Annotated in this window: 22 protein-coding genes, 2 pseudogenes and 1 riboswitch; of the genes and pseudogenes, 12 read left to right on the forward strand and 12 right to left on the reverse strand. The window is 71.3% G+C overall.

Annotation, left to right across the window (positions count from 1 at the left end):
* Positions 1-24: 24 nt before the first annotated feature.
* A complete protein-coding gene (locus ACIQ1J_RS10815) occupies positions 25-1,428 on the reverse strand; it encodes a M1 family metallopeptidase (protein WP_403556024.1) in 1,404 nt (467 codons plus the stop codon).
* Positions 1,429-1,535: 107 nt separating this feature from the next.
* On the opposite strand from ACIQ1J_RS10815, the pseudogene ACIQ1J_RS10820 reads away from it, so the two are divergent.
* A pseudogene (locus tag ACIQ1J_RS10820) lies at positions 1,536-1,664 on the forward strand (LuxR C-terminal-related transcriptional regulator); the annotation flags it as partial.
* Between the two features lie 105 nt (positions 1,665-1,769).
* Here ACIQ1J_RS10820 and ACIQ1J_RS10825 read toward each other — a convergent pair.
* A complete protein-coding gene (locus ACIQ1J_RS10825) occupies positions 1,770-2,345 on the reverse strand; it encodes a TerD family protein (RefSeq protein ID WP_121747691.1) in 576 nt (191 codons plus the stop codon).
* A gap of 158 nt (positions 2,346-2,503) precedes the next feature.
* On the opposite strand from ACIQ1J_RS10825, the gene arfB reads away from it, so the two are divergent.
* Positions 2,504-2,941: an alternative ribosome rescue aminoacyl-tRNA hydrolase ArfB gene (gene arfB / locus ACIQ1J_RS10830; protein WP_210962339.1), complete on the forward strand. Its 438-nt coding sequence runs from the start codon at positions 2,504-2,506 to the stop codon at positions 2,939-2,941.
* A gap of 62 nt (positions 2,942-3,003) precedes the next feature.
* Here the strand turns inward: arfB and ACIQ1J_RS10835 are convergent.
* Both ACIQ1J_RS10835 and ACIQ1J_RS10840 read right to left on the reverse strand, forming a co-directional pair.
* Positions 3,004-3,485 (reverse strand): annotated as a pseudogene (locus tag ACIQ1J_RS10835) (GNAT family N-acetyltransferase).
* Positions 3,486-3,533: 48 nt separating this feature from the next.
* On the reverse strand, positions 3,534-4,133 hold the full coding sequence (locus ACIQ1J_RS10840; RefSeq protein WP_403556026.1) for a flavin reductase family protein: 600 nt from the start codon (positions 4,131-4,133) through the stop codon (positions 3,534-3,536).
* A 315-nt stretch (positions 4,134-4,448) separates the two neighbouring features.
* Here ACIQ1J_RS10840 and cdgB point away from each other — a divergent pair, with 315 nt between their 5' ends.
* The gene (gene cdgB / locus ACIQ1J_RS10845; RefSeq protein WP_403556028.1) at positions 4,449-6,113 is read left to right on the forward strand and encodes a diguanylate cyclase CdgB; all 1,665 of its coding nucleotides are present in this window, start codon (positions 4,449-4,451) and stop codon (positions 6,111-6,113) included.
* A gap of 118 nt (positions 6,114-6,231) precedes the next feature.
* Positions 6,232-7,215: a carbohydrate-binding protein gene (locus ACIQ1J_RS10850; RefSeq protein WP_403556030.1), complete on the forward strand. Its 984-nt coding sequence runs from the start codon at positions 6,232-6,234 to the stop codon at positions 7,213-7,215.
* Between the two features lie 25 nt (positions 7,216-7,240).
* Here ACIQ1J_RS10850 and ACIQ1J_RS10855 read toward each other — a convergent pair whose 3' ends face one another.
* The 3 genes from ACIQ1J_RS10855 to ACIQ1J_RS10865 all read right to left on the reverse strand — a co-directional run bounded on the left by ACIQ1J_RS10855 (position 7,241) and on the right by ACIQ1J_RS10865 (position 10,418).
* Positions 7,241-8,173, reverse strand: a complete 933-nt coding sequence (locus ACIQ1J_RS10855; RefSeq protein ID WP_403556632.1) for a 1-phosphofructokinase family hexose kinase — start codon at positions 8,171-8,173, stop codon at positions 7,241-7,243.
* 183 nt (positions 8,174-8,356) lie between these two features.
* On the reverse strand, positions 8,357-9,502 hold the full coding sequence (gene nagA / locus ACIQ1J_RS10860; protein ID WP_403556032.1) for an N-acetylglucosamine-6-phosphate deacetylase: 1,146 nt from the start codon (positions 9,500-9,502) through the stop codon (positions 8,357-8,359).
* A gap of 7 nt (positions 9,503-9,509) precedes the next feature.
* On the reverse strand, positions 9,510-10,418 hold the full coding sequence (locus ACIQ1J_RS10865) for an ROK family protein (protein ID WP_403556634.1): 909 nt from the start codon (positions 10,416-10,418) through the stop codon (positions 9,510-9,512).
* A 230-nt stretch (positions 10,419-10,648) separates the two neighbouring features.
* On the opposite strand from ACIQ1J_RS10865, the gene ACIQ1J_RS10870 reads away from it, so the two are divergent.
* From ACIQ1J_RS10870 to otsB, 3 genes are all read left to right on the forward strand, one after another.
* Positions 10,649-11,866 carry an extracellular solute-binding protein gene (locus tag ACIQ1J_RS10870; RefSeq protein ID WP_403556636.1) on the forward strand — a complete coding sequence of 406 codons (1,218 nt, stop codon included), beginning with the start codon at positions 10,649-10,651 and terminating at the stop codon, positions 11,864-11,866.
* A gap of 46 nt (positions 11,867-11,912) precedes the next feature.
* Positions 11,913-12,137 carry a DUF3263 domain-containing protein gene (locus ACIQ1J_RS10875; protein WP_210962334.1) on the forward strand — a complete coding sequence of 75 codons (225 nt, stop codon included), beginning with the start codon at positions 11,913-11,915 and terminating at the stop codon, positions 12,135-12,137.
* Between the two features lie 267 nt (positions 12,138-12,404).
* The gene (gene otsB, locus ACIQ1J_RS10880; RefSeq protein ID WP_403556034.1) at positions 12,405-13,274 is read left to right on the forward strand and encodes a trehalose-phosphatase; all 870 of its coding nucleotides are present in this window, start codon (positions 12,405-12,407) and stop codon (positions 13,272-13,274) included.
* Positions 13,275-13,456: 182 nt separating this feature from the next.
* Here the strand turns inward: otsB and ACIQ1J_RS10885 are convergent, their stop codons facing one another.
* On the reverse strand, positions 13,457-14,860 hold the full coding sequence (locus tag ACIQ1J_RS10885; RefSeq protein ID WP_403556036.1) for a trehalose-6-phosphate synthase: 1,404 nt from the start codon (positions 14,858-14,860) through the stop codon (positions 13,457-13,459).
* 89 nt (positions 14,861-14,949) lie between these two features.
* Here ACIQ1J_RS10885 and ACIQ1J_RS10890 point away from each other — a divergent pair, with 89 nt between their 5' ends.
* On the forward strand, positions 14,950-15,099 hold the full coding sequence (locus ACIQ1J_RS10890) for a hypothetical protein (protein ID WP_403556038.1): 150 nt from the start codon (positions 14,950-14,952) through the stop codon (positions 15,097-15,099).
* A gap of 3 nt (positions 15,100-15,102) precedes the next feature.
* On the opposite strand, the gene ACIQ1J_RS10895 is transcribed toward ACIQ1J_RS10890, so the two are convergent.
* The gene (locus tag ACIQ1J_RS10895; protein WP_210962331.1) at positions 15,103-16,047 is read right to left on the reverse strand and encodes a glucosyl-3-phosphoglycerate synthase; all 945 of its coding nucleotides are present in this window, start codon (positions 16,045-16,047) and stop codon (positions 15,103-15,105) included.
* A 134-nt stretch (positions 16,048-16,181) separates the two neighbouring features.
* Positions 16,182-16,329: riboswitch (SAM riboswitch) on the forward strand.
* 18 nt (positions 16,330-16,347) lie between these two features.
* Here ACIQ1J_RS10895 and thrC point away from each other — a divergent pair.
* The 4 genes from thrC to groL all read left to right on the forward strand — a co-directional run bounded on the left by thrC (position 16,348) and on the right by groL (position 20,482).
* Positions 16,348-17,649, forward strand: a complete 1,302-nt coding sequence (thrC, locus tag ACIQ1J_RS10900) for a threonine synthase (protein WP_403556040.1) — start codon at positions 16,348-16,350, stop codon at positions 17,647-17,649.
* On the forward strand, positions 17,646-17,921 hold the full coding sequence (locus ACIQ1J_RS10905) for a MoaD/ThiS family protein (protein ID WP_121747678.1): 276 nt from the start codon (positions 17,646-17,648) through the stop codon (positions 17,919-17,921). Before thrC ends, ACIQ1J_RS10905 begins: the two co-directional genes overlap by 4 nt.
* A gap of 438 nt (positions 17,922-18,359) precedes the next feature.
* Positions 18,360-18,563: a cold-shock protein gene (locus tag ACIQ1J_RS10910; protein ID WP_004929928.1), complete on the forward strand. Its 204-nt coding sequence runs from the start codon at positions 18,360-18,362 to the stop codon at positions 18,561-18,563.
* A 293-nt stretch (positions 18,564-18,856) separates the two neighbouring features.
* Complete coding sequence (gene groL, locus ACIQ1J_RS10915; protein ID WP_121747677.1) at positions 18,857-20,482, forward strand: chaperonin GroEL; 1,626 nt, start codon at positions 18,857-18,859, stop codon at positions 20,480-20,482.
* Positions 20,483-20,595: 113 nt separating this feature from the next.
* Here the strand turns inward: groL and ACIQ1J_RS10920 are convergent, their stop codons facing one another.
* From ACIQ1J_RS10920 to ACIQ1J_RS10930, 3 genes are all read right to left on the reverse strand, one after another.
* Entirely contained in the window at positions 20,596-21,387 is a 792-nt protein-coding gene (locus ACIQ1J_RS10920; RefSeq protein ID WP_403556043.1) for an ABC transporter permease, read from the reverse strand.
* Positions 21,384-22,367, reverse strand: coding sequence for an ATP-binding cassette domain-containing protein (locus tag ACIQ1J_RS10925; RefSeq protein WP_403556045.1), 984 nt, complete (start codon positions 22,365-22,367; stop codon positions 21,384-21,386). The genes ACIQ1J_RS10920 and ACIQ1J_RS10925 overlap by 4 nt, the downstream gene beginning before the upstream one ends.
* Positions 22,368-22,438: 71 nt before the next feature.
* Entirely contained in the window at positions 22,439-23,281 is an 843-nt protein-coding gene (locus ACIQ1J_RS10930) for a DUF4097 family beta strand repeat-containing protein (RefSeq protein WP_403556047.1), read from the reverse strand.
* Between the last annotated feature and the right edge of the window lie 47 nt (positions 23,282-23,328).

Genomic DNA, 23,328 nt, shown 5'->3' on the forward strand with positions numbered 1-23,328 from the left:
CCCTACCGGTCGCGGTGCGGTGCCTCACGGGCTCTCCGGCCGGCCGTCGCCGTAGAGCCAGGCATCCCAGGTCTCCGTGAAGTCCTCGTCCGGCGCCGACTTCTCCACGTACGCCGTGAAGTCGTCGGTGTCCGCGTTGCCGTGGCGGTGGGCGGCGGCCCAGCCACGCAGGAGGTCCCCGAAGGCGTCGTCGCCCACCTTCTGGCGGATCTTGTGCAGGACCATCGCGCCGCGCTGGTAGACGGGGCTCGCGGAGATGTCCTCCGCGTCGGGCGGCTCAGCGGGCGGGAACGCCCAGATCGAGGCGTCGGCGTCCTCGTCGGGATAGTAGGTCCCGTCGTAGAGCGCGTCGAAGGTCTCCTGCGCGCTGTCGCCGCCCTCGTCCTCCTCCCACAGCCACTCGGCGTAGGTGGCGAATCCCTCGTTGAGCCACATGTCCTGCCAGGTCTTCGGGCTGACGGAGTTCCCATACCACTGGTGGGCGAGTTCGTGGACGAGCAGGACGGTGTCGGGGGCGCCGGGGAAGTAAGGCCGGTTCTGGGTCTCCAGCGCGTAGCCGGCGTCCTGGACCCGGTCGACGATCGCGCCGGTGGAGGAGAAGGGGTACGGGCCGAAGTTCTCCTCGGCCCACTCCATGATCTCGGGGATCCGCCCCAGGACCTTCCGGCTCGCTTCGGCCTGCTCCGGGTCGACGGCCGTGTACACCGGCAGGCCGTCGTCGGTGGTGGAGCGGTCGGTCTCCCAGTCGCCGACGGCGACCGTGGCGACGTGGCTCGACATCGGCTCGGCGGTGTGCCAGGTGAACGTCGTCCGGCCCTCGTGGGTCCTCTCGCCCGTCAGCTCACCGTTGGAGACCGCCCCGAGCCCCTCCGGCACGGTCACCGCGAGGTCGTACGTGGCCTTGTCGGAGGGGTGGTGGCTGCCGGGGAACCAGGCCATCGAGCCCGTCGGCTGACCGAGCCCGACCGCGCCGTCCCCGGTGGGCAGCCAGCCCTCCTCGGAGCCGTCGGGGTCGGTCACCGTCACCGGGTCGCCGGAGTAGCGGACGGTCACACGGAACGTCTCCCCGTCGTCCAGCTCGTCCGCCGGGCGGACGGTCAGCTCCTGTCCGGCCCGGTTGAAGCGGGCGTTCCGGCCCTCGACCGTGACCTTCTCGACGTCCAGGCCCTTGAGGTCGAGGTTGAAGGCGGACATGTCCCGGGTCGCGCGGGCGGTGATCGTCGCGGTGCCGGTGAGGTGCTCGGTGTCGGGGTCGTAGGCCAGGGACAGGGCGTAGTGCCCGACGTCGTAGCCACCGTTTCCCGCCTTCGGGAAGTACGGGTCGCGTACGCCCGAGCCACCGGGGGTGCCGTCGACCGCACCGCCACCACTGCACGCCGCGAGGGCGGTGGCGGTGGCGGCGGCTACGAGCAGACGGGTGGTGCGCACGTCGTGATCCTATGAGGCGTTTCACGTGAAACGCCCGTTGGGACCGGCTGTCGGGGCCGCTGGGCAGACCCCGGCCTCCTGGTGCCGACGAGCTGAGGCCTGGGCGGATCGCCGGCGCCCTGTTCATCAGCGAGGCCACCGTGTCGACCCGTCTCCGCCGCAGCTACGACAAGCTCGGCGTCGACACCCGCGCGGGCGCGGTCGCGGTGGCCAAGGAGCGGCGTCTGCTGCCGTGACGCCGTGATGTGTCCCGCTGCCGTGATGCCCCGCTGCCGGTACGCCGAAGGCCCCCCGGCGGACGACCGGGGGGCCTTCGTACGGAACGAACGGGTGAGTGAACGTCAGACGTTCACACCGAAGTCCTGGGCGATGCCCACCAGGCCCGAGGCGTAGCCCTGGCCGACGGCGCGGAACTTCCACTCGGCACCGTTGCGGTACAGCTCGCCGAAGACCATGGCGGTCTCGGTGGCCGCGTCCTCGGAGAGGTCGTAGCGGGCGATCTCGGCGCCGCCGGCCTTGTTGAGGATGCGGATGTAGGCGTTGCGCACCTGGCCGAAGTTCTGCGAACGGTTCTCGGCGTCGTAGATCGACACCGGGAAGACGATCTTCTCGATGTCGGCCGGGAGGCCGGCCAGGTTGACGTTGATCGCCTCGTCGTCGCCGGCGCCCTCGCCGGTGCGGTTGTCACCGGTGTGGACGATCGTGTTGTCCGGCGTCTGCTTGTTGTTGAAGAACACGAAGTGGGCGTCGGAGTAGACCTTGCCCTCCGTGTTCACCGCGATCGCGGAGGCGTCGAGGTCGAAGTCGGTGCCGGTGGTGGTGCGGACGTCCCAGCCGAGGCCCACGGTGACTTCGGTCAGGCCCGGAGCCTCCTTGGTGAGCGAGACGTTGCCACCCTTGGACAGGCTTACAGCCATTGTTTGGGAGTCCCTTCCTTCGTGTACGTACGGCAAGAAAGCTACAGCTACCCCCATGAACGACGAGAGGGGTACGCAAGGTTCCTGCTCTCTTTACTTTCTTTACCGAGGCCTGGATCAGGATATTGGGATGACGTGGACCGTCCGGGGACGGGAACATGGACGGCATGTCCGGTCCCCATGTCATCCGCGGCTCCGTCTCCCTGCCCGAGGCCGAGCTCGTCTGGCGCTTCTCGCGCTCCTCGGGGCCCGGCGGCCAGCACGTCAACACCACGGACACGGCAGTTGAGCTCCGCTTCGACCTGGCGAGGACCGAGGCCCTGCCGGAGGTGTGGAAGAGCCGGGCCCTGGAGCGGCTGGCCGGGCGCCTGACCGACGGCGTCGTCACCGTCCGCGCCTCCGAGCACCGCTCCCAGTGGCGCAACCGCGAGACCGCCGCCGTACGCCTCGCCGCTCTCCTCGCGGAGGCCACCGCGCCCCCGCCCAAGCCCCGCAGGCCGACCCGCATCCCGCGCGGCATCAACGAACGCCGGCTGCGCGAGAAGAAACAGCGCTCGCAGACCAAGAGGGGCCGCACCCCGAAGAGCTGGGACTAGGTGTTTCGACCCGCGGGGTTGTTCACGCGGGTGAACGATGGGTGGCCGCGGAGCCGGCACGGTCAGTGCAGCTTCAGCACGCCCACCGTCCCGCCTTCGCTGGTCTCCCCGTTGGGGCGGAAGCCCAGGTCCAGGCAGAAGCCCTCGGGCCGTTCGGGCCCGGATGCCACGTCACCCAGCACTCCTTGCCGCCGCGGCGGCGGATCCGAGCGGCCACCGACTCCACGGCGAAGCGGCCGTACCCCCGGCCCTGCTCCCCGGCCGCGATGTTCCGCCGCCACAGCCCGGAGCGCCGGGCGCTGCCGTCCTCGTACCAGTCGATGTCGAAGAAGGCCATGAGGAAGCCGACGGGACGGTCGCCGTCGAGGATCAGCCGGGGCCAGGCGGCGTCGGGGTGGACGTAGACCTCGGCCGGGGACCTCACCACCGGGGAGACGGCGTGTTCCTGCTCGGGGAGCACCCGTATGCCCAGGGCGGCGTCGAGGTTCGCGGAAGTGATCTCCGCCGGCCGGAGCGGGGGCCGGAGCGGGGTACCGGTCGTCATGCGCGCACCCCTGAACAGGCGGCTCACGCGCGGGCGAGTGAACTCCGCTCAGCCCAGCTGCCGGTACCGCCCCTTGAAGTACGCCAGCGGCCCCCCGTCCGCGCTCGGCAGCGAGGCGGTCAGCACGCGGCCGATGACCAGGGTGTGGTCCCCGGCGGGCACCCGCTGCTCGGTACGGCACTCCAGCGTCGCCAGGGCCCCGCCCACCAGCGGCGCCCCGGACGCCTCGCCCCGCAGGTAGGGGATGTCCGCGAACAGCAGCCGGTCGCTGACGCGGCCCTTCATGGCGAAGCGGCCCGCGATGTGCCGCTGGCTCTCGGACAGGACGGAGACCGCCCACAGGGGCTGCTCGTCGAGCAGGTCGTCCATGCGGGAACCCTCGCGCAGGCTGACCAGGACCAGCGGCGGGTCCAGGGACACCGACATGAACGCCGTGGCCGTCATCCCGACGTCCTCGCCGCGCGGTGCCTGCGGGTCGTCGGGGTCGAGCGGCGGCTCCTGCGCGGTCACCAGGACCACGCCCGAGGCCAGCCGGGACATGGCGGCACGGAACTCCTCGTTGCTCACCCCCTCAGCATGCCCGGGGAGGGGCGACGGCAACGGGAGCGCGGGGGACGCGGGGGACGTGAGGGAAGGAGTGTTCGGCACCCCGCCACGCTAATCGGCGGGCCGCGGGCGGGGCATCGGGCCCCGGTCCGAATCGGGACCTAGGACCACAGAAGGAGACGTGCGCATACCTACAAACTTTGCGTTCGGTAAACACACAGGAAAAACGCAGAAACACCACTCAATTGTTCACCTTTCATTGTGACTTGAGTCACAAGGGGCGGTAATTGTTGACCCTGTGTACCGAGTGGGGAGCGCGCTGTGATTCAGTGGCGGGGAACCTGCAAGGGCACCAATTCAGTGAAGGCGCCGAAGGGAACCCTTGATTCGCTGCGAGGTCTCGGGGGGAGGGCGAGCATGGAGGCCGAGTCGGAGCCCTACGTCCGCCTTGCGTCCCTGCGTCAACTGCACCAGGTCATGGCCGACATGAACACGGCCCGCAGCCTGGCCGACACCCTGCAGACCGTCGCCGACGGCGTCGTCCAGGCCCTCGGGTACGAGCTGGCGTGCATCAACCTGGTCCGCCCCGACGGCGACCTCGTCGTCGCCGCCTTCTCCGGCAACCAGGCCGCCGAAGCGCTCATCACCGGCCGGGCGGGCTCCCGGGAGTCCTGGGACCGCCGCCTGAGCATGGGCGAGCAGTGGGGCGACCTGATCTTCATACCCCACACCGAGGGCTGGATCCTCGACGACGACGACGTCCCGCAGTGGTACACCGACGGCCCCGCGCCCCGCTTCGAGGACGAGTGGCACCCCTCGGACCGGCTCTTCGCCCCGATGTACGCGCCCGGCCCGCAGGGCAGTGGCAACAGCGGCGAGCTGATCGGCGTCCTGTCCGTGGACCGGCCGCGCAACGGCCGCCGCCCCGGCGCCTGGGGCCGCGAGGCTTTGCAGATGTACGCGTTCCAGGCCGCCATCGCGATCAGCAACGCCCGGCTCCGCTCCAACATGCAGCGCGCCCTGGTCCGCCTGGAGCGCGACCAGCAGGCGCTCAGGGCCAGCGAGGAGAGCTTCCGGCAGGCCTTCGAGTACGCCCCCTCCGGCATGGCCATCGCCGAGATGGGCGGCGACCAGCACGGCCGGATCCTGCGCACCAACGACGCGCTCTGCCGCCTCCTCGGCCGCCCCGCCTCCGCGATGCGCCGCTACGCCTTCTCCGACCTCGTCCATCCCGAGGACATCGGCACCCTGCTGCGCACCTCCGCCGAGGGCGGCCGGGCCGAGCTGCGCCTGGGCCGCCGCGACGGCACCTACGTCTGGGTCTCGCTGCGCAACAGCGTCGTCGCCGACGCCGCCGACGGACCGCGCTTCCTGCTCACCCACGTCGAGGACATAGAGGAACGCAAGCGCCGCGAGCTCCAGCTCGCCCACCGCGCCTCCCACGACTCCCTCACCGGCCTGCCGAACTCCGCCGAGCTGCGCTCCCGCCTCGCCGCGCGGCTCTGCCGGCGCCCGCAGGCGCCCCACGCGGGTGTGGTGGACGCCATGGACGCCGCCTACGGGGACCCCGCCGTCCTCGACTCCGGCGGCCACACCTTCGACTTCGGCGCGGTCACCGAGCCGTACGGCGCCTACGACCACCATGTGCACGCCGTCGCCCCCGCGGACGGCCGGGACGACGGCACGAAGGGGCTCGCGGTCCTCTTCTGCGACCTGGACGGCTTCAAGTCGATCAACGACCGGTTCGGGCACAACGCCGGTGACACCGTGCTCATCGAGGTCGCCCGCCGGCTCAGCGGCGGCGTGCGCGACGGGGACACGGTGGCCCGGCTCGGCGGCGACGAGTTCGTGATTCTCGCCAACGGGCTCGGCCGGGCCGACGCCGAGGACCTCGCCGTACGGCTGCGCAACGAGATCATCCAGCCCATCCGGGCCGAGGGAAGGGCCGTCCGCGTGGGCGCCAGTTTCGGCATCGGGTGGGCCCACTGCGGCATGACGGCGGACGAAGTGCTGAAGTCAGCTGACGAACGGATGTACGTCGAGAAACGATCTCGTCCCAAACAGCATCGCCGAGCCGGATGATCACCAGGTCAGCGCCTTGATGCGGTCTGAGTCACCCTTTCGGGGCAGTGGGAGCGGGTAGGCTCGCCATCTCACACCCATACCGCACACGCACCGCATCTGGTTAGGAGACCTAGGGATGACGCCCGGCAACAACGGCGCGAGCACGCCCGAGGACGACGACCCCTTCGGCTACCTCTACGCCGACGGGCAGGCCAACGGGGCCCAGCCGCCGTCCGGTGGCTACGGCTACCCGAACTCGGTCAACCGGGTGCGTCCCGTCGGCACGCGGCAGTACGGGGCCCCGCAGGGCCAGGCCGCCCAGACCGCGGCCTACGGCCAGGCCGCCCCGCAGCAGCAGGGCGCCTACGGCCGGCAGCAGGGCGCCTACGGCCGGCCGAACGCGCACTACGCGGCGCCGGAGACCCTCCCCGGCGGCGGTTCTCCCACCGCCCCGCAGCAGTCGGCGCACGGCGGGGGCGGCGGGCGCCGGGGCCCCAACACCAAGGGCCTGCTGATCGGCGCGGTCGCGGTCGTCGCGGCGGTGGTCATCGGCATCGCCGTGGCCATGACGAGCAGCGGCTCGGACGACGACAAGGGCGGCGACGAGGCGGGCGGCGGCACCGCCCCCACCCAGTCCGACACCACCGGCCCGAGCCCGTCGGCGAGCGACGGCGCCGAGGACGAGGTGAAGCTCCCGGCCGTGGACGCGAAGGCCCTGCGGCTGTCGCCCGGCGTGGCGACGGCGTCGGAGATCGACGGCGCCCGGTCGGACGGCGGCGTCTATGTGGCCAATCTCAACCAGCCCGGTGCCTCGGTCACCTGGACCGTGGACGGCATCCCCGAGGACGGCCTCTACACCCTCTTCGCCGGCTACAGCGCGGCCGGCGAGGACCAGTCGATGACCCTGACGGTCAACGGCAAGGAGTTCGGCAGCAAGCTGAACCTGGGCAACTTCACCGGTGCCGAGGACGGCGACTTCGCCAAGGGCTGGACCAAGACGTACGCCTGGCCCACCCTCAACAAGGGCACCAACACGATCTCGCTCTCCTGTGCCGACGGCGACAAGTGCAACGTCCTGCTGGACCAGTTCTCCCTGAAGAAGGGCCAGGTCAAGGACTAGGGTCCGTCCGGGCGGGGCCCGCTCGTCACGCCGCGCCCGCCTCCGCCGTCACCGCGACCCCGCGCCCGACCAGTTCCTCGTACGCCCCCCGGTCGAACTCGCCCGCCACCGGTGCCAGCACCGTCGCCGCGGACAGGGCGACCGCGCGGGCCAGGCGGTCCGGCCAGGGCAGGTGCTCGACCAGGCCGGAGAGCAGTCCCGCGACCGCCGAGTCGCCCGCGCCGGTCGGGTTGCCGTGGACGTGGGCGGGCGGCGCGGCACGCCAGCGGCCCTCCGGGGTCACCGCGAGCAGCCCGTCGGCGCCCAGCGAGGCGACCACCGAGCGGGCCCCGCGGCGCCGGGCGGCCTGGGCGGCCCGCAGCGGCTCGTGCGAGCCGGTCAGCTCGGCCAGTTCGTCGGCGTTCGGCTTGATCAGGTCCGGTCGGGCGGCGACCCCACGGCGCAGCGGCTCCCCGCTGGTGTCCAGCAGCACGGGGACGCCGGCGGCGCGGGCGGTGCGTATCAGCCCGGCGTAGGCGTTCACCGGGACGCCCGGCGGCAGGCTGCCGCACAGGGCCACCGCGGCGGCGCCGGCCAGCAGGTCCTCGTAGGTCTCCTGGAAGGCGTTCCACTCGGCGGGGGAGACGGCCGGGCCGGGCTCGTTGAGCTGGGTGGTGTCGCCGGTGCGTTCGTCGACGACGGCGATGGTGCGGCGGGTCGCCCCCGCGACCGGTACCAGCGCGTCGGTCACCCCGCGCACGCCGGTGAGTCCCTCGCGCACGACGTCCCCGGTGGTGCCGCCCGCGAAGCCGGTGACCGTCACCTCGTGCCCGAGGGCCGCCAGTACCCGGGCCACGTTCAGCCCCTTGCCGCCGGGGCGCTCCGTCACCGCGGTCACCCGGTGGGAGGCGTGGGGGCGCAGGGCCGGGACACGGTAGGTGATGTCGACAGCGGTGTTCAGCGTGACGGTGAGGATCACCTGTGTCACCTGTGTCACCTGTGTCGACCTCCCCCGATCGGCTGCGGCTGCCGTGTGTCCCCGGATTCGCTCCGGTGTGTTCCGGGGACACGATCATGCCAAAAGGACGCCGGCGGGCCCACCCCCGGTCCGGCCACCGTCGACCGGCCCGGGGCCGGATCCGGGGCCGGACCCGGGGACGGATCAGCCCAGTTGGGGATCGACCACCCATTCGCCCCGGCGCATGACGCCCACCAGGTCGAAGGCGTCGTCCAGGACCACCAGGTCGGCGTCCTTCCCGGGTTCCAGGGAGCCGACCCGGTCGGCCAGGCCGAGCAGCCGCGCCGGGTTGGCGGAGATCGCCGCGACGACGTCCTCGACGGGCAGCCCGTCCACCGTCACCGCCCGCTTGAAGGCGCGGTCCAGGGTGAGCGTGGAGCCCGCGATCGAGCCGCCCTCCACCAGCCGGGCCACGCCGTCCGCGACCTCGACCTCCATCGGGCCGAGCAGGTAGCGGCCGTCGCCGAAGCCGGCCGCGTCCATCGCGTCGGTGATGAAGGCGACCCGGGCGGCGCCCGCGTGGTGGAAGGCCAGCCGGAGCGCGGCCGGGTGCAGATGGGTGCCGTCGTTGATCAGCTCGACGGTGATCCGCTCGTCCTCCAGCAGCGCGGTGATCGGGCCGGGGGCGCGGTGGCCGAGCGGCGGCATCGCGTTGAACAGGTGCGTGGCGACCGTGGCGCCCGCGTCGATGGCCTGGAGCGTCTGCTCGTACGTGGCGTCGGTGTGCCCGACCGCCGCGATCACGCCTTGCTCCGCCAGCAGCCGTACGGAGTCCAGGCCGCCCGGCAGTTCGGTGGCCAGCGTCACCATCTTCGCGTGGCCGTGCGCGGCGTCGATCAGCTTGCGGACCTCGGCCGGGTCGGGGTCGCGCAGCAGCTGCTCGTCGTGCGCGCCCTTGCGGCACGGGGAGATGAACGGCCCTTCGAAGTGGATGCCCGCGATGTCGCCCTGCTGGGCCAGCTCGGCGAGCACCCCGGCGTGCCGGGCGAGGAAGTCCAGGTCACCGGTGACGGCGGAGGCGACCACCGTCGTCGTGCCGTGCCGGCGGTGGGTGTCGACGCCCTTGAGGATGTCCTCGTGGGTGCCGCCGGCGAAGGAGGCGCCGCCGCCGCCGTGGTTGTGGATGTCGACGAAGCCGGGAACCACCCAGTGGCCCGACACGTCGACGACTTCCGCCTCCGGGGGCGCCGTGTCCGCGATCCGCGTGCCGTCGACGATCACGCGGCCGTCGTCCACGGTGCCGGTGGGCAGTACCACCCGGGCACCGGCGAGAACCTTGCTTGGGGCCATCAGGTGGTTACCTCCGGGGAGTCGCGGTCGTAGGCGTGGTGCTGAGCAGGTCCCAGGCCATGAGCCCGGCACCCAGGCAGCCGGCGGTGTCCCCCAGTGCCGCGGGGACCAGTTCCGGCAGCTTCTGGAAGGTGACGCGCCGCCGGACGGCGTCCCGCAGCGGTGTGAACAAGGTTTCCCCCGCCTCGGCGAGGCCGCCACCGATGATCAGGACGCGCGGGTCCAGCAGAGTGAGCGCGGTGACCAGCCCGTCGGCGAGCGCGTCCACGGCGTCCTGCCACACGGCGAGCGCGCGGGCGTCACCCGACTCGACGGCCTTGGCGCAGTCGGCGGCGTCCGCGTCCGGGTCGCCGCACGCCTCGGCCCACGCCTGGCTGACCGCCGACGCGGACGCGAACCGCTCCAGGCAGCCGCGCTGTCCGCACGGACACGGGGTGCCACCGGGCCGTACGACGATGTGGCCGATCTCGCCCGCGAAGCCGTGGGCGCCCGACTCCACCCGGCCGTCGATGCCGATGGCGCCCGCGATGCCGGTGCCCAGCGGCACGAACAGGAACCGGTCGGCGCCCTGCCCGGCCCCGATCCGGCCCTCGGCGAGCCCGCCGGTGCGCACGTCGTGCCCGAGGGCGACCGGGATGCCGTCCAGCCGGTCGCCGAGCAGCGCCCGCAGCGGTACGTCGCGCCAGCCGAGGTTGGCCGCGTACACGGCGGTGCCGTGCTCCTCGTCGATGATGCCGGGGACGGCCACACCGGCGGCGCGGGCGGGCTCGCCGAACCGGTCGGCACCGTAGGCGCGCAGTTCGGCGGCGAAGTCCAGGATGCCCGCGACGACGGCGTCGGGCCCGCGGTCGCGGCCGGTGGCCCGGCGGGCCTGGTGCAGCAGCTCGCCCCCCGGCCCCGCCAGGGCGGCCTTCATCCCGGTGCCGCCCACGTCGAGGGCGATGACATGTCTCACGGGGACAGTGTGGCCCGTTGACCCGGGAGAGGTCTAGTCCACTGCCGTGGTGTAGACCTTAATCCGTTAAGCGAACAAGCGAACAAGCGAACGCGTAAGCAAAGCAGTGAACGACGAGTCGTCGGCAGGGTTGGGGAATCACGGTGCAGCGGCGTAGGACAGGAACGATCGCGGTGGTGTCCGCGCTGGGCATGACAGCGGTCCTCGGTGGCTGCGGGCTCACCGGAGACTCCGGCGAGGTGACGCTGAAACTGGTCGCCGCCGACTACGGCGACAGCAAGGCCAACAGCTCCCAGAAGTACTGGGACGAGCTGGCCAGGGCCTACGAGGCCGAGCACCCCGACGTGCACGTGGACGTCACCGTCCACTCCTGGACCGACGTCGACCGCGAGGTCCGCGAGATGGTCGAGGCCGGCGAGGCGCCCGACATGGCGCAGATCGGCGCCTACTCCGACTACGCGGACAAGGACCTGCTCTACAGCGCCGACGACGTGCTCTCCATCCCGGTCCAGGCCGACTTCGTCTCCCAGCTCGCCGGGGCGGGCCAGGTCAACGGGGTGCAGTACGGTCTGCCCTTCGCGGCCTCCACCCGCGTGCTCTTCTACAACAAGGCCCTCTTCGAAGAGGCCGGCGCCACCCCGCCCAAGAGCTGGGACGACCTCGCGGACGCCGCCGAGGCGCTCAAGGCCAAGGGCGTGAAGTACCCGTACGCGCTGCCGCTGGGCGCCGAGGAGGCGCAGGCCGAGACGATGCAGTGGATGCTCAGCGGCGGGGGCGGCTACACCGACGACGTCGGCACCTACTCCGTCGACTCGCCGCAGAACGTCACCACCTTCACGTGGCTGCGGGACGAACTGGTCGGCGAGGGCCTCACCGGCCCGGTCGCCCCCGGCGAGCTCGACCGGGCCGACGCCTTCGCCGCCTTCGCCAACGGCGACGTCGGCATGCTCAACGGGCACCCCTCGCTGATGAAGATGGCCTCCGACAAGGGGGTCGAGTACGGCATGGTGACCACTCCCGGCATCGACGGCGAGAGCCGGAACACGCTCGGCGTCACCGACTGGATGACGGCCTTCAAGGAGAACGGCCACCAGGAGGAGATCGGCGACTTCCTCGACTTCGTCTACAGCGACGAGAACGTCCTCGACTTCTCCCGCGAGTACGACCTGCTGCCGGTGACCACGTCCGCGTCCCAGGTCATGAGCACGGCCGCCGAGGACAAGAAGCTCAAGCCCTTCCTGGACGAGCTGCTGCTCTCCGAGCTGTACCCGGTCGGCAAGACCTCCTGGGCCTCGGTCAGCGCGGACGTCAAGAAGCAGATCGGCCAGGCGGTCGCCACCGGTGGCAGCCCCGAGGAGGTACTCGGCCAGATCCAGACGACGGCGATGCGGGCGGGCAGCGCGGAGTAGCGGCGCAGCGGCCCCGCTGTCGGTGGCGGGCGTTACGGTGCCGTCCATGGACCTGGGACAGAGGGAGCGCGACATCCTCGCGCTGGAGCGCCGTGGCTTCCCCGGCCCCGGCGCGAAGGAGCGCGCGATCCGCGAGGAGCTGGGCCTGGCCCCCGTCCGCTACTACCAGCTGCTCAACGCCCTCCTGGACGACCCCCGCGCCCTGGCTGCCGACCCGGTGACGGTCAACCGCCTGCGCCGGATACGGGAGTCGCGCCGCTCGGAGCGGTGAGGCGGCGGCGAGGCAGTAGTAAGGGCGGCGGCGGGGGAGCAGCAAGGCGGCGGCGAGGCGGCAGTGAAGCGGCGGTGGGGGAGCAGTAAGGCAGTGGCAAGGCGGCGGTGGGGGAGCAGTAAGGCAGTGGCGAGGCGGCAGCAAGGCGGCGGTGGGGGAGCAGCAAGGCGGCGGCGAGGCGGCAGTGAGGCGGCGCCGAGGGAGCAGTAGGGCAGTGGCGAGGCAGCGATGAGATTGTCTTCCGCCCCGGCGGGATAGGTTCGCGGTATGGGCAGCCACCAGGACTCCACCCGTGACGACTCCCCGGACCATCTGCCGACCCCCGCGACGGCGGCCGGGCGCGAAGGGCTCGACGCCCTCCTCGCCGCCCCCGGCCGCGCGGTGATCGCCCTCGACTTCGACGGCACGCTCGCCCCGATCGTCGCCGACCCCGACCGGGCCCGCGCCCACCAGGACGCGGTACCGGCGCTCGCGGCCCTCGCCCCGAAGGTCGCCTCCGTCGCGGTGATCACCGGCCGCCCGGCCGAGGTCGCGGTACACCACGGCGGCTTCGCGGACGTCCCCGGCCTGGATCACCTCGTCGTCCTCGGCCACTACGGCGCCGAGCGCTGGGACGCCGCCACCGGCGCCCTCACCACCCCCGAACCGCACCCCGGCGTCGCCGCCGTCCGCGCCGAGCTGCCGGGGCTGCTGGAGCGCTCCGGGGCGGGCCGGGGCACGTGGGTCGAGGAGAAGGGCCACGCGGTCGCCGTCCACACCCGCCGCGCCCCCGACCCCCAGGCCGCCTTCGACACCCTGCGCGCCCCGCTCGCCGACCTCGCCACCCGCCACGGTCTCATCGTCGAACCGGGCCGCATGGTCCTGGAGCTGCGCCCACCCGGTATGGACAAGGGCGCCGCCCTGCGGGAGTACGTCCGGGAGCTGGACGCGGGAGCCGTGCTCTACGCCGGCGACGACCTCGGCGACCTCCCCGCCTTCACGGCCGTCGACACCCTCCGCACGGAGGGCACCCCCGGCCTCCTGGTCTGCAGCGGCAGCGACGAGGTCCCCGACCTCCGCGAACGAGCCGACGTGGTGGTCGACGGCCCGCCGGGAGTGGTGCGACTACTCCGTTCCCTGACCACACGGCTCGCGTAGCCGCAGCCCCCGCCGCCGCAGCCTGCGGGCATTCGTGCCTCCCCCAGTGCCTGAACGGCCTGGGAGGTACCCCCAGGGGCGGCGTGGGTGGGCGCCGGGGCTTCCCCCTCCGGGGGAGGCACCCCGCGACGCCGGGCCGCGCACCACCCCCCGCTCAGCCCCGCCGCCGGATCACCCGGCGATCAAGACCTCAGCGCCTCCAACTGCTCAAGGAACCACCGAGCCGGAGGCAACGCCGTCCCCGCCGCCGCCAACCGCTTCGACCGCTCCGCCCGCTCCCCGGCACCGACCGACAACGCCTCGTGCAACGCCTCCGCCGTCCCCGACACGTCGTACGGGTTCACCACCACCGCGTCGTCCCCCAACTCCTCGTACGCCCCCGCCTCCCGGGACAGCACCAGCACGCACCCCTCGTCGGAGACGACCGGCACCTCCTTGGCGACGAGGTTCATCCCGTCCCGGACGGGGTTGACCAGCGCCACGTCCGCCAGCCGGTACGCCGCCAGCGACCGCGAGAAGTCGTCCTTCACGTGCAGCACCACCGGCGTCCACCCGGCCGTCCCGAACTCGTCGTTGATCGAATCAGCGACCCGCCGCACCTCGGCGGTGTAGTCCCGGTACACGGCGAGATCCTGCCGCGAGGGGTAGGCGAACGCGACGTGCACCACCCGCTCGCGCCACTCGGGACGACCGGCCAGCAGCTCCCGGTACGCCAGCAGCCCCCGCACGATGTTCTTCGACAGCTCGGTCCGGTCCACCCGCACGATCGTCCGGCGCGCGCTCCCGTCCGGGCCCTGACCGATCTCCGCCCGCAGCGCCGCCATCCGCTCGTCCACGTCGGCCTCGTGCGACCGCTGCCGCAGGAAGTCCGCGTCCGCGCCGAGCCCGTGCACGCCGATCTCGGTGGCACCGACCCCGCCCGCCACGGCGTCGCAGCACGCGGAGAACGCGTCCGCCCACCGACGGGTGAGGAACCCGAGCCGGTCGGCGCCGAGCATGCCCCGCAGCACCTGCTCGGCGATGTCGTCCGGCAGCAGCCGGAAGTAGTCGACCGGCGCCCACGGCGTGTGCGAGAAGTGGCCGATCCTGAGGTCCGGCCGCAGCTCCCGCAGCATCCCCGGCACCAGCGTCAGGTGGTAGTCCTGCACGATCGCGACCGCGCCTTCGGCCGCCTCCTCGGCCAGCGCCTCGGCGAAGGCCCGGTTGTACGCCTCGTAGGAGGCCCACTGCCGCCGGAACTCCGCGTCGAAGACCGGCTCCAGCGGGGTCTGGTAGAGCATGTGGTGCACGAACCACAGCACGGAGTTGGCGATGCCGTTGTACGCGTCCGCGTGCACGTCGGCCGGTACGTCCAGCATCCGTACGCCGTCCTCGCCGGCCCCGCGCCGTACCGCCTCGCGGTCGCCGTCGCTCAACGCGGAGCACACCCACAGCGCCCCCGCGTCCGGCCCGATGGCCGACAGTCCGGAGACCAGCCCGCCACCGCCGCGTTTGGCGTGCAGCGAACCGTCCTCCCGCACCTCGTACGAGACCGGCCCCCTGTTGGAGGCGACCAGCACCTGAGCAGCACCGAAGCTTGAAGCCATACGCCTCAACCTAGCCCGGCCCCGAAACCCTCAAACGTGGTCGGGCGGCACATCCGCATCGATTGCGTCACGCGTCTTGTGCGGACGGTGTGACCGGCCTCGGCCACCGCCGCCGCCACCCCGGCACCGGACCCGGAGGCGGCACCGGCTCCGGAACCGGCGGCCCAGGCGGTGAGTACCTGACCTGCGAGCCGGACTCCGGCGGCACCTGGCGCTGGTCGGACGGCGTGCCCGGCTGACGCTCACGCCGCCTTCCGGGCCGCGTACTCCGCGATCTCCGTCATCGGGGGCCGTTCCTCGGTGTCCACGGAGTACGTGCGCGGCTCGAAGCCGTCGGCGCCCCGCTCGAACTGGATGAGGGACGGCCGGACCAGGTGGCCGCGGGCCAGCCGGAGCTGGGCGGTGCGGTAGATGGCGGCGGACATGCGGCCCAGTGCCTGGCCGTCCTGGTGCCGGTGCTTGCGGACGCCGACGTCGACCTGCGCGAGGGCGTCCAGGCCCACCAGGTGCAGGGCGTCGACCAGCATGCCCAGCTCGACTCCGTAGCCGACGGGGAAGGGGAGCCGTTCGAGGAGGGAGCGGCGGGCCGCGTACTCGCCGCCGAGCGGCTGGACGAAGCCGGCCAGCTGCGGCCAGTGCATGTTGAGCAGCGGACGGGCCATGAGTTCCGTGACCCGGCCGCCCTGGCCGGGAGCGGCGCCGAGGGGCCGGTCGTACATGGCCTTCACGAGGTGCACGTCCGGCTCGGTGAGCAGCGGGCCGACGATCCCGGACACGAAGTCTGCCGAGAACTCGCGCAGGTCCGCGTCGACGAAGCAGACGATGTCGCCGCCGGTCACCAGCAGCGAGCGCCACAGCACCTCGCCCTTGCCCGGCACGGCGGGGACACGGGGGAGGATCGTGTCGCGGTGCACGACACGGGCGCCCGCCGCCGCGGCCACCGCCGACGTACGGTCCCTCGACCCGGAGTCCACGACCACCAGCTCGTCCACGAGCGGCACCCGCAGCATCAGCTCCCGGCGGATCACCGAGACGATGCCGCCGACGGTCGCCTCCTCGTCGAGTGCGGGGAGCACCACGCTGACCGACTGCCCGGTGGCGTGCTTGGCGGCCATGAGCTGCTGGATCGGCCGGTCCCCCACGGACCAGGAGCGTGCGCTCAGCCAGCGCTCGACTTCTTCCAGCACGGTCTCCGGCTCCCTCTGTGATCCATCTCGCGGTTCGGACGACTATCTCGACAGCGATGGACGTCGGTTACAGTCTTGAACAACGCGGGTGACCATCGCATGCCGGGGTCGCCGCGCGAACAACAACTGAAGACCGCTCATCCAGAGGGGCAGAGGGATACGGCCCGTTGAAGCCCCGGCAACCCTCCAGTCGGTTCTTGTCACGCGGACGTGGCGAGGCTCCCGGCTAGGGAAGGTGCCAAATCCGTCTCACGGCGAGATGCGTCGTGAGGAAGATGAGGAGAAAGGGCCTCGCCTCACATGGCTGTGCAGACTGTCGAAAGCACCACCGACACCACCGCTTCCCCCGCTTCCCCGGTCGACCTGGGTCCCGCCGCGGCGCTCACCTGCCGCGAGTGCGGTCATCGCGTACCGCTCGGCCCGGTCTTCGCCTGCGAGGAGTGTTTCGGCCCGCTCGAGATCGCCTACGACTTCTCGGCGTACGACACCGAGGAACTGCGCAAGCGGATCGAAGCGGGCCCCGCGAACATCTGGCGTTACGCCCCGCTGCTGCCCGTCCCCGCCGACGTGGCGGACAAGCCGAACATCAACCCGGGCTGGACCAAGCTGGTCAAGGCCGACAACCTGGCCCGCGAGCTGGGTGTCACCGGCGGTCTGTACGTCAAGGACGACTCCGGCAACCCGACGCACTCCTTCAAGGACCGCGTCGTCGCGCAGGCGATCGAGGCCGCCCGCGCCTTCGGCTTCACCACCCTGTCCTGCTCCTCCACCGGCAACCTCGCGGGTGCCGTCGGCGCCGCCGCCGCCCGCGCCGGCTTCCGCTCCTGCGTGTTCATCCCGCACGACCTGGAGCAGGGCAAGGTCGTCATGGCCGCCGTCTACGGCGGTGAGCTGGTCGGCATCGAGGGCAACTACGACGACGTGAACCGCTTCTGCTCCGAGCTGATCGGCGACTCGGCGGGTGAGGGCTGGGGCTTCGTCAACGTCAACCTGCGGCCGTACTACGCGGAGGGTTCCAAGACCCTCGCGTACGAGATCTGCGAGCAGCTCGGCTGGCGGCTGCCCGACCAGCTCGTCGTCCCGATCGCCTCCGGCTCCCAGCTCACGAAGATCGACAAGGGTCTTCAGGAGCTGATCAAGCTCGGTCTGGTCGAGGACAAGCCGTACAAGATCTTCGGCGCCCAGGCCGAGGGCTGCTCGCCGGTGTCCACCGCGTACAAGGCCGGCCACGACGTCGTACGCCCGCAGAAGCCGGACACCATCGCCAAGTCCCTGGCGATCGGCAACCCGGCCGACGGCCCCTACGTCCTCGACATCGCGCGCCGCACCGGCGGCGCCGTGGAGGACGTGACCGACGAGCAGGTCGTGGACGCGATCAAGCTGCTGGCCCGCACGGAGGGCATCTTCGCGGAGACGGCGGGCGGCGTGACGGTCGGCGTCACGAAGAAGCTGATCGAGGACGGCGTCCTGGACCCGTCCCTCACCACCGTCGTCCTCAACACCGGCGACGGCCTGAAGACCCTCGACGCGGTGGCCGGCACCGGCCTCACCGCCACCATCCGCCCGAACCTGGACTCCTTCCGAGAGGCTGGCCTCGCATGAGCGTGACCGTTCGCATCCCGACCATCCTGCGCACCTACACCGGCGGCAAGGCCGAGGTCGCCGCCGACGGCGCGAACCTCGGTGAGGTCATCGCCGACCTGGAGAAGAACCACACCGGTATCGCCGCCCGTGTCCTGGACGACCAGGGGAAGCTGCGTCGCTTCGTCAACGTCTACGTCAACGACGACGACGTCCGCTTCGAGCAGGGCCTGGAGACCGCGACCCCGGAGGGCGCCGGCGTCTCCATCATCCCGGCGGTCGCCGGCGGCTGACCCGCCCCTCGATTACCTCCGGTAATTGCGGTAACGCTCCGTTCATCGAATTGCCCCCTCCGTGAGAGAAGCGGAGGGGGCAATTCCATGTGGTTGAGCGCGGTAGAGTTGGGGAACGCGCTCCCGATCGGAAGATCGGGAACCCGGAATCCCTGCCGCCCGTCCGACCAGATGTAGCCAAAGTGTGGGCGTGTTTCGCGGCTTTTGTTCCTTTTGTGTGCCCCGACTTGACCCGAATTCAGGCGAATTCTTGCCACATTCCGGACCGGGTGCGTCCAGATTTCTCGTCCGATTGACCTGTTGCAGACGGCAGTTGGACAGATACATTCAGCCGCGGTCGACGCGTTCCGGCGCACGCCCCCGGTCGTGGGGGGTGAGGTCTGACCCGGGTCCGCGAAGTGCGGATCTGTGCAAGGGCCAGTAATAGGGGAGTTAGGCATGGCTCAGGGCACCGTCAAGTGGTTCAACGCGGAGAAGGGGTACGGCTTCATCGCGGTCGACGGTGGTGCGGATGTTTTCGTCCACTACAGCGCGATTCAGATGGACGGCTACCGCACCCTCGAAGAAGGCCAGCGGGTCGAGTTCGAGATCTCGCAGGGTCAGAAGGGCCCGCAGGCCGACATGGTTCGCCTCAGCGCCTGAGACGCGCGACCACGGCAAGTCAGCGGTCTTCTCCGAAGGGCCCGCACCCCATGGGGTGCGGGCCCTTCGGTCTGCCCGGAACCCGCGCCGATCCCCGAGAGGCGCTTGCACTCGGAGGGGTCGAGTGCTAATCATTGGCGTTAGCACTCTGAAGGTGAGAGTGACAACGAAGGACCGGGTCGGTGAGGCCCGCAGGCCGGGTGGGGAAGGAACCACGAGGCAGGCGAGCCGTCCGTCGCGGGCGCGGGCGCGGTCCGAAGGAATCACCCCCAGTCCTGGAGGGACCACTTCACATGGCCAAGATCATCGCGTTCGACGAGGAGGCACGGCGCGGCCTCGAGCGCGGCATGAACCAGCTCGCGGACGCCGTCAAGGTGACGCTCGGCCCCAAGGGCCGCAACGTCGTCCTCGAGAAGAAGTGGGGCGCCCCCACGATCACCAACGATGGTGTCTCCATCGCCAAGGAGATCGAGCTCGAGGACCCGTACGAGAAGATCGGCGCCGAGCTGGTCAAGGAAGTCGCCAAGAAGACGGACGACGTCGCCGGTGACGGTACGACCACCGCGACCGTTCTCGCCCAGGCCCTGGTCAAGGAAGGCCTGCGCAACGTCGCCGCCGGTGCCAACCCGATGGCCCTGAAGCGCGGTATCGAGAAGGCCGTCGAGGCCGTCTCCGCCGCCCTGCTCGAGCAGGCGAAGGACGTCGAGACCAAGGAGCAGATCGCCTCCACGGCCTCCATCTCCGCCGCCGACACCCAGATCGGCGAGCTCATCGCCGAGGCCATGGACAAGGTCGGCAAGGAAGGCGTCATCACCGTCGAGGAGTCCCAGACCTTCGGTCTGGAGCTGGAGCTCACCGAGGGTATGCGCTTCGACAAGGGCTACATCTCGGCGTACTTCGCCACCGACATGGAGCGTATGGAGGCGTCGCTCGACGACCCGTACATCCTGATCGCCAACTCCAAGATCGGCAACGTCAAGGACCTGCTGCCGCTCCTGGAGAAGGTCATGCAGTCGGGCAAGCCGCTGCTGATCATCGCCGAGGACGTCGAGGGCGAGGCCCTGTCGACCCTGGTCGTCAACAAGATCCGCGGCACCTTCAAGTCCGTCGCCGTCAAGGCCCCGGGCTTCGGCGACCGCCGCAAGGCGATGCTCCAGGACATCGGCATCCTCACCGGCGGCGAGGTGATCTCCGAGGAGGTCGGCCTCAAGCTGGAGAACGCCACGCTCGACCTCCTGGGCAGCGCGCGCAAGGTCGTCATCACCAAGGACGAGACCACGATCGTGGACGGCGCCGGCTCGGCCGACCAGGTCCAGGGCCGGGTCAACCAGATCCGCGCCGAGATCGAGAACAGCGACTCGGACTACGACCGCGAGAAGCTCCAGGAGCGCCTGGCGAAGCTGGCCGGCGGCGTGGCCGTCATCAAGGCCGGTGCCGCCACCGAGGTCGAGCTCAAGGAGCGCAAGCACCGCATCGAGGACGCCGTTCGCAACGCGAAGGCGGCCGTCGAGGAGGGCATCGTCGCCGGTGGTGGCGTGGCCCTGCTCCAGGCCTCCCAGGTCTTCGAGAAGCTGGAGCTGACGGGTGACGAGGCGACCGGCGCCAACGCCGTGAAGCTCGCCCTGGAGGCCCCGCTGAAGCAGATCGCCGTCAACGGTGGTCTCGAGGGCGGCGTCGTCGTGGAGAAGGTCCGCAACCTGACCGTCGGCCACGGCCTGAACGCCGCGACCGGTGAGTACGTCGACATGATCGCCGAAGGCATCATCGACCCGGCGAAGGTGACGCGCTCTGCCCTGCAGAACGCCGCCTCCATCGCCGCGCTGTTCCTCACCACCGAGGCCGTCATCGCCGACAAGCCGGAGAAGGCCGCCGCGGGCGGCGCCCCGGGCGGCATGCCGGGCGGTGACATGGACTTCTGATCGGCCTCTGGTTGATCAACCGTCCTTCACGTACCGAGGGCGGCACCCCCTGTTCCGGCAGGGGGTGCCGCCCTCGGGCGCGTCCGGGGTCCTCGCCGCCGGCCCCGTCCCGGCTACGTCGGGTCGCGGTTGAAGACCGCCTTCGACCAGAAGTAGCCGAGCGCGGAGAGAGCCAGGCACCAGGCGAGCGCGAGCCACCCGTTGTGGCCGATCTCGGTGCCGAGCAGCAGCCCGCGCAGGGTCTCGATGGCGGGGGTGAAGGGCTGGTACTCGGCGACCGGCTGGAACCAGCCCGGCATCGCGTCGACCGGGACGAAGGCGCTGGAGAGCAGCGGCAGCAGGATCATCGGCATCGCGTTGTTGCCGGCGGCCTCGGCGTTCGGGCTGACCATGCCCATGCCGACGGCGATCCAGGTGAGTGCCGTGGCGAAGAGCACGAGGAGCCCGAACGCGGCCAGCCATTCCAGGGCGGTGGCGTCGGTGGAGCGGAAGCCGATGGCCACGGCGACGGCGCCCACGAGGACCACGCTCATGACGGACTGGAGCACGCTGCCGATGACGTGTCCGATGAGTACGGAGCCGCGGTGGATCGCCATGGTGCGGAAGCGGGCGATGATGCCCTCGGTCATGTCCATGGAGACGGACACGGCGGTGCCGATCGTGGTGCTGCCGATGGTCATCAGCAAGAGGCCCGGCACCAGGTAGGCGATGTAGTCGGAGCGGTCGGCACCGCCGCCGGTGATGCCCGTGCTCATCACGTCGCCGAAGATGTAGACGAAGAGCAGTAGCAGCATGACCGGCGTGAGCAGCAGGTTCAGGGTGAGGGACGGGTAGCGCCGGGCGTGGAGCAGGTTGCGGCGCAGCATGGTGGAGGAGTCGCGTACGGCGAGGGAGAGGGAGCTCATCGGAGGGCTTCCTTGGGCTGGTTGGGGGTGGCGGGGCCGGTCAGGGCGAAGAACACGTCGTCGAGGTCGGGGGTGTGCACGGTCAGTTCGTCGGCGTCGACGCCGGTGGAGTCCAGCCGGTCGAGGAGGGTGCGCAGTTCGCGCTGGCTGCCGTCGCTGGGGAGCCGCAGTGCCAGTGCCTCGTCGTCGCGGGTGACGTCGTCCAGTGCGGAGGCGGCGCGCTGGTAGGCGGCCGGGTCGGTGAAGCGGAGCCGGATGTGTCCGCCGGGGATGAGCCGTTTCAGTTCCTCGGCGCTTCCCTGGGCGGCGATTCGGCCGTCGTTGAGTACGGCGATGCGGTCGGCGAGCTGGTCGGCTTCTTCGAGGTACTGGGTGGTGAGGAAGACGGTGACGCCGCCGGTGACGAGTTCGCGGATGATCTGCCACATGTTGTGGCGGGAGCGGGGGTCGAGGCCGGTGGTGGGTTCGTCGAGGAAGATGATGCGGGGTTTGTTGACGAGGGTCATGGCGATGTCGAGGCGGCGTTTCATGCCGCCGGAGTAGGTGGCGGCGGGCTTCTTGGCCGCCTCGGTGAGGTCGAAGCGTGCCAGCAGTTCGGCGGCGGTCCGTCGTCCCTCCTGCTTGGGGAGGTGGTGCAGGTCGGCCATGAGGAGCATGTTCTCCTCGCCGGTGATCAGGCCGTCGACGGCGGAGAACTGCCCGGTGACACCGATCGCGGCCCGGACCGCCTGCGGGTCGGCGGCGAGGTCGTGGCCGGCGACCTGGGCGTGGCCGCCGTCGGCGGTGACGAGGGTGGAGAGGATCTTGACGGCGGTGGTCTTGCCGGCGCCGTTCGGGCCGAGCAGGGCGAACACGGACCCGGCCGGGATGTACAGGTCGATGCCGTCGAGGACGGCCTTGTCGCCGTAGGACTTGCGCAGCCCGACGGTGGAGACGGCGGCCGGCGCCGCGTGACCGTCGCCCTTCATGGATGTGGGCATGACAGATGAAGGCACGGAGCCCTCCCGTTTCTGGGGTGGAGTGGCTGGGGTGGAGGTCGCTGGGGCGGTGCTCAGCTCCTGGCGCGGCGGACGTCGACGTTGCCGTACTTGGTGCGGGCCCGGATCTTGACGGTGTCCTCGTTCTCCCCGGGGGTGTCGGACGCGGTGAGCGTGTTGCGCACGCGTCCGGCGCCCGAGTGCGCGTCGAGCCAGGCGGCCGTGCCCTCGCGGATGCCGACCTCGATGGCGCCGTAGGAGGTCTCCAACTGCACCTCGCCGCGGGCGACCTCACCCACCCGCAGCGTGCCGTAGGCGGTGGTGGCGGTGAGGGAGCCCTCGGCGCGGGTGACGTTGATGTCGCCGTTGGCGTGGCTCACCCGCAGGTCGCCGGTCGCGACTCCGACGGTCGTGGTGCCGTGCGAGTTCTTCAGGACGGCGGGGCCGTCGATGAGGCCGACGCGCACGCTGCCGGAGCTGGTGGCGATCTCGGCCGCGCCCTCCACCCGGTCCACGGTGACCGAGCCGTGGGCGGCGGTCAGCCGGAGCGGTCCGGTCGCGTCCAGGCGGACGTCACCGCCGGAGGTCTTCACCCGGACCTCGCCGAGCCGCCCCTCGCCGAGCACCTGCGTCCAGGAGCCGGTCGTGTCGATGCGCGAGCCCGCGGGCAGCTCCACCGACACGTCGACGGCGCCGGTGGGTCCGATGAACCGGCGCTCCTTCGTGCTGATCGTCAGGGCGCCGCCGGAACACGAGACCTCGGTCTGCTCGGCGGCCCGTACGTCCTTGTCCCGCTTCGGGTCGGCGGGCCGCACCTCGACGACCGTGTCGAGTCGGTCGCCCGCGGTGAACCGGATGGAACCCGCGCCCACGTGGGCGGTCACCGCGATCGGTTCGGGAGTGTCGAAAGAAGGCATGACTGTACCGTCCTCGTGAGTCCTTGGAGCGTCTTCGCTGGTGGGCG

This window comes from Streptomyces sp. NPDC097107 (genome assembly GCF_044762405.1).
Lineage (GTDB): Bacteria > Actinomycetota > Actinomycetes > Streptomycetales > Streptomycetaceae > Streptomyces > Streptomyces thinghirensis.

Excerpts from the sequence above, each read along its gene's own strand:
- ACIQ1J_RS10825 (WP_121747691.1), bottom strand. The coding sequence starts at position 2,345 with ATGGCTGTAAGCCTGTCCAAGGGTGGCAACGTCTCGCTCACCAAGGAG.
- arfB (WP_210962339.1), top strand. The coding sequence starts at position 2,504 with ATGGACGGCATGTCCGGTCCCCATGTCATCCGCGGCTCCGTCTCCCTG.
- cdgB (WP_403556028.1), top strand. The coding sequence starts at position 4,449 with ATGGAGGCCGAGTCGGAGCCCTACGTCCGCCTTGCGTCCCTGCGTCAA.
- ACIQ1J_RS10850 (WP_403556030.1), top strand. The coding sequence starts at position 6,232 with ATGACGCCCGGCAACAACGGCGCGAGCACGCCCGAGGACGACGACCCC.
- nagA (WP_403556032.1), bottom strand. The coding sequence starts at position 9,502 with ATGGCCCCAAGCAAGGTTCTCGCCGGTGCCCGGGTGGTACTGCCCACC.
- ACIQ1J_RS10865 (WP_403556634.1), bottom strand. The coding sequence starts at position 10,418 with ATGAAGGCCGCCCTGGCGGGGCCGGGGGGCGAGCTGCTGCACCAGGCC.
- ACIQ1J_RS10870 (WP_403556636.1), top strand. The coding sequence starts at position 10,649 with ATGACAGCGGTCCTCGGTGGCTGCGGGCTCACCGGAGACTCCGGCGAG.
- ACIQ1J_RS10875 (WP_210962334.1), top strand. The coding sequence starts at position 11,913 with ATGGACCTGGGACAGAGGGAGCGCGACATCCTCGCGCTGGAGCGCCGT.
- otsB (WP_403556034.1), top strand. The coding sequence starts at position 12,405 with ATGGGCAGCCACCAGGACTCCACCCGTGACGACTCCCCGGACCATCTG.
- ACIQ1J_RS10885 (WP_403556036.1), bottom strand. The coding sequence starts at position 14,860 with ATGGCTTCAAGCTTCGGTGCTGCTCAGGTGCTGGTCGCCTCCAACAGG.
- thrC (WP_403556040.1), top strand. The coding sequence starts at position 16,348 with ATGGCTGTGCAGACTGTCGAAAGCACCACCGACACCACCGCTTCCCCC.
- ACIQ1J_RS10905 (WP_121747678.1), top strand. The coding sequence starts at position 17,646 with ATGAGCGTGACCGTTCGCATCCCGACCATCCTGCGCACCTACACCGGC.
- ACIQ1J_RS10910 (WP_004929928.1), top strand. The coding sequence starts at position 18,360 with ATGGCTCAGGGCACCGTCAAGTGGTTCAACGCGGAGAAGGGGTACGGC.
- groL (WP_121747677.1), top strand. The coding sequence starts at position 18,857 with ATGGCCAAGATCATCGCGTTCGACGAGGAGGCACGGCGCGGCCTCGAG.
- ACIQ1J_RS10920 (WP_403556043.1), bottom strand. The coding sequence starts at position 21,387 with ATGAGCTCCCTCTCCCTCGCCGTACGCGACTCCTCCACCATGCTGCGC.
- ACIQ1J_RS10925 (WP_403556045.1), bottom strand. The coding sequence starts at position 22,367 with ATGCCCACATCCATGAAGGGCGACGGTCACGCGGCGCCGGCCGCCGTC.
- ACIQ1J_RS10930 (WP_403556047.1), bottom strand. The coding sequence starts at position 23,281 with ATGCCTTCTTTCGACACTCCCGAACCGATCGCGGTGACCGCCCACGTG.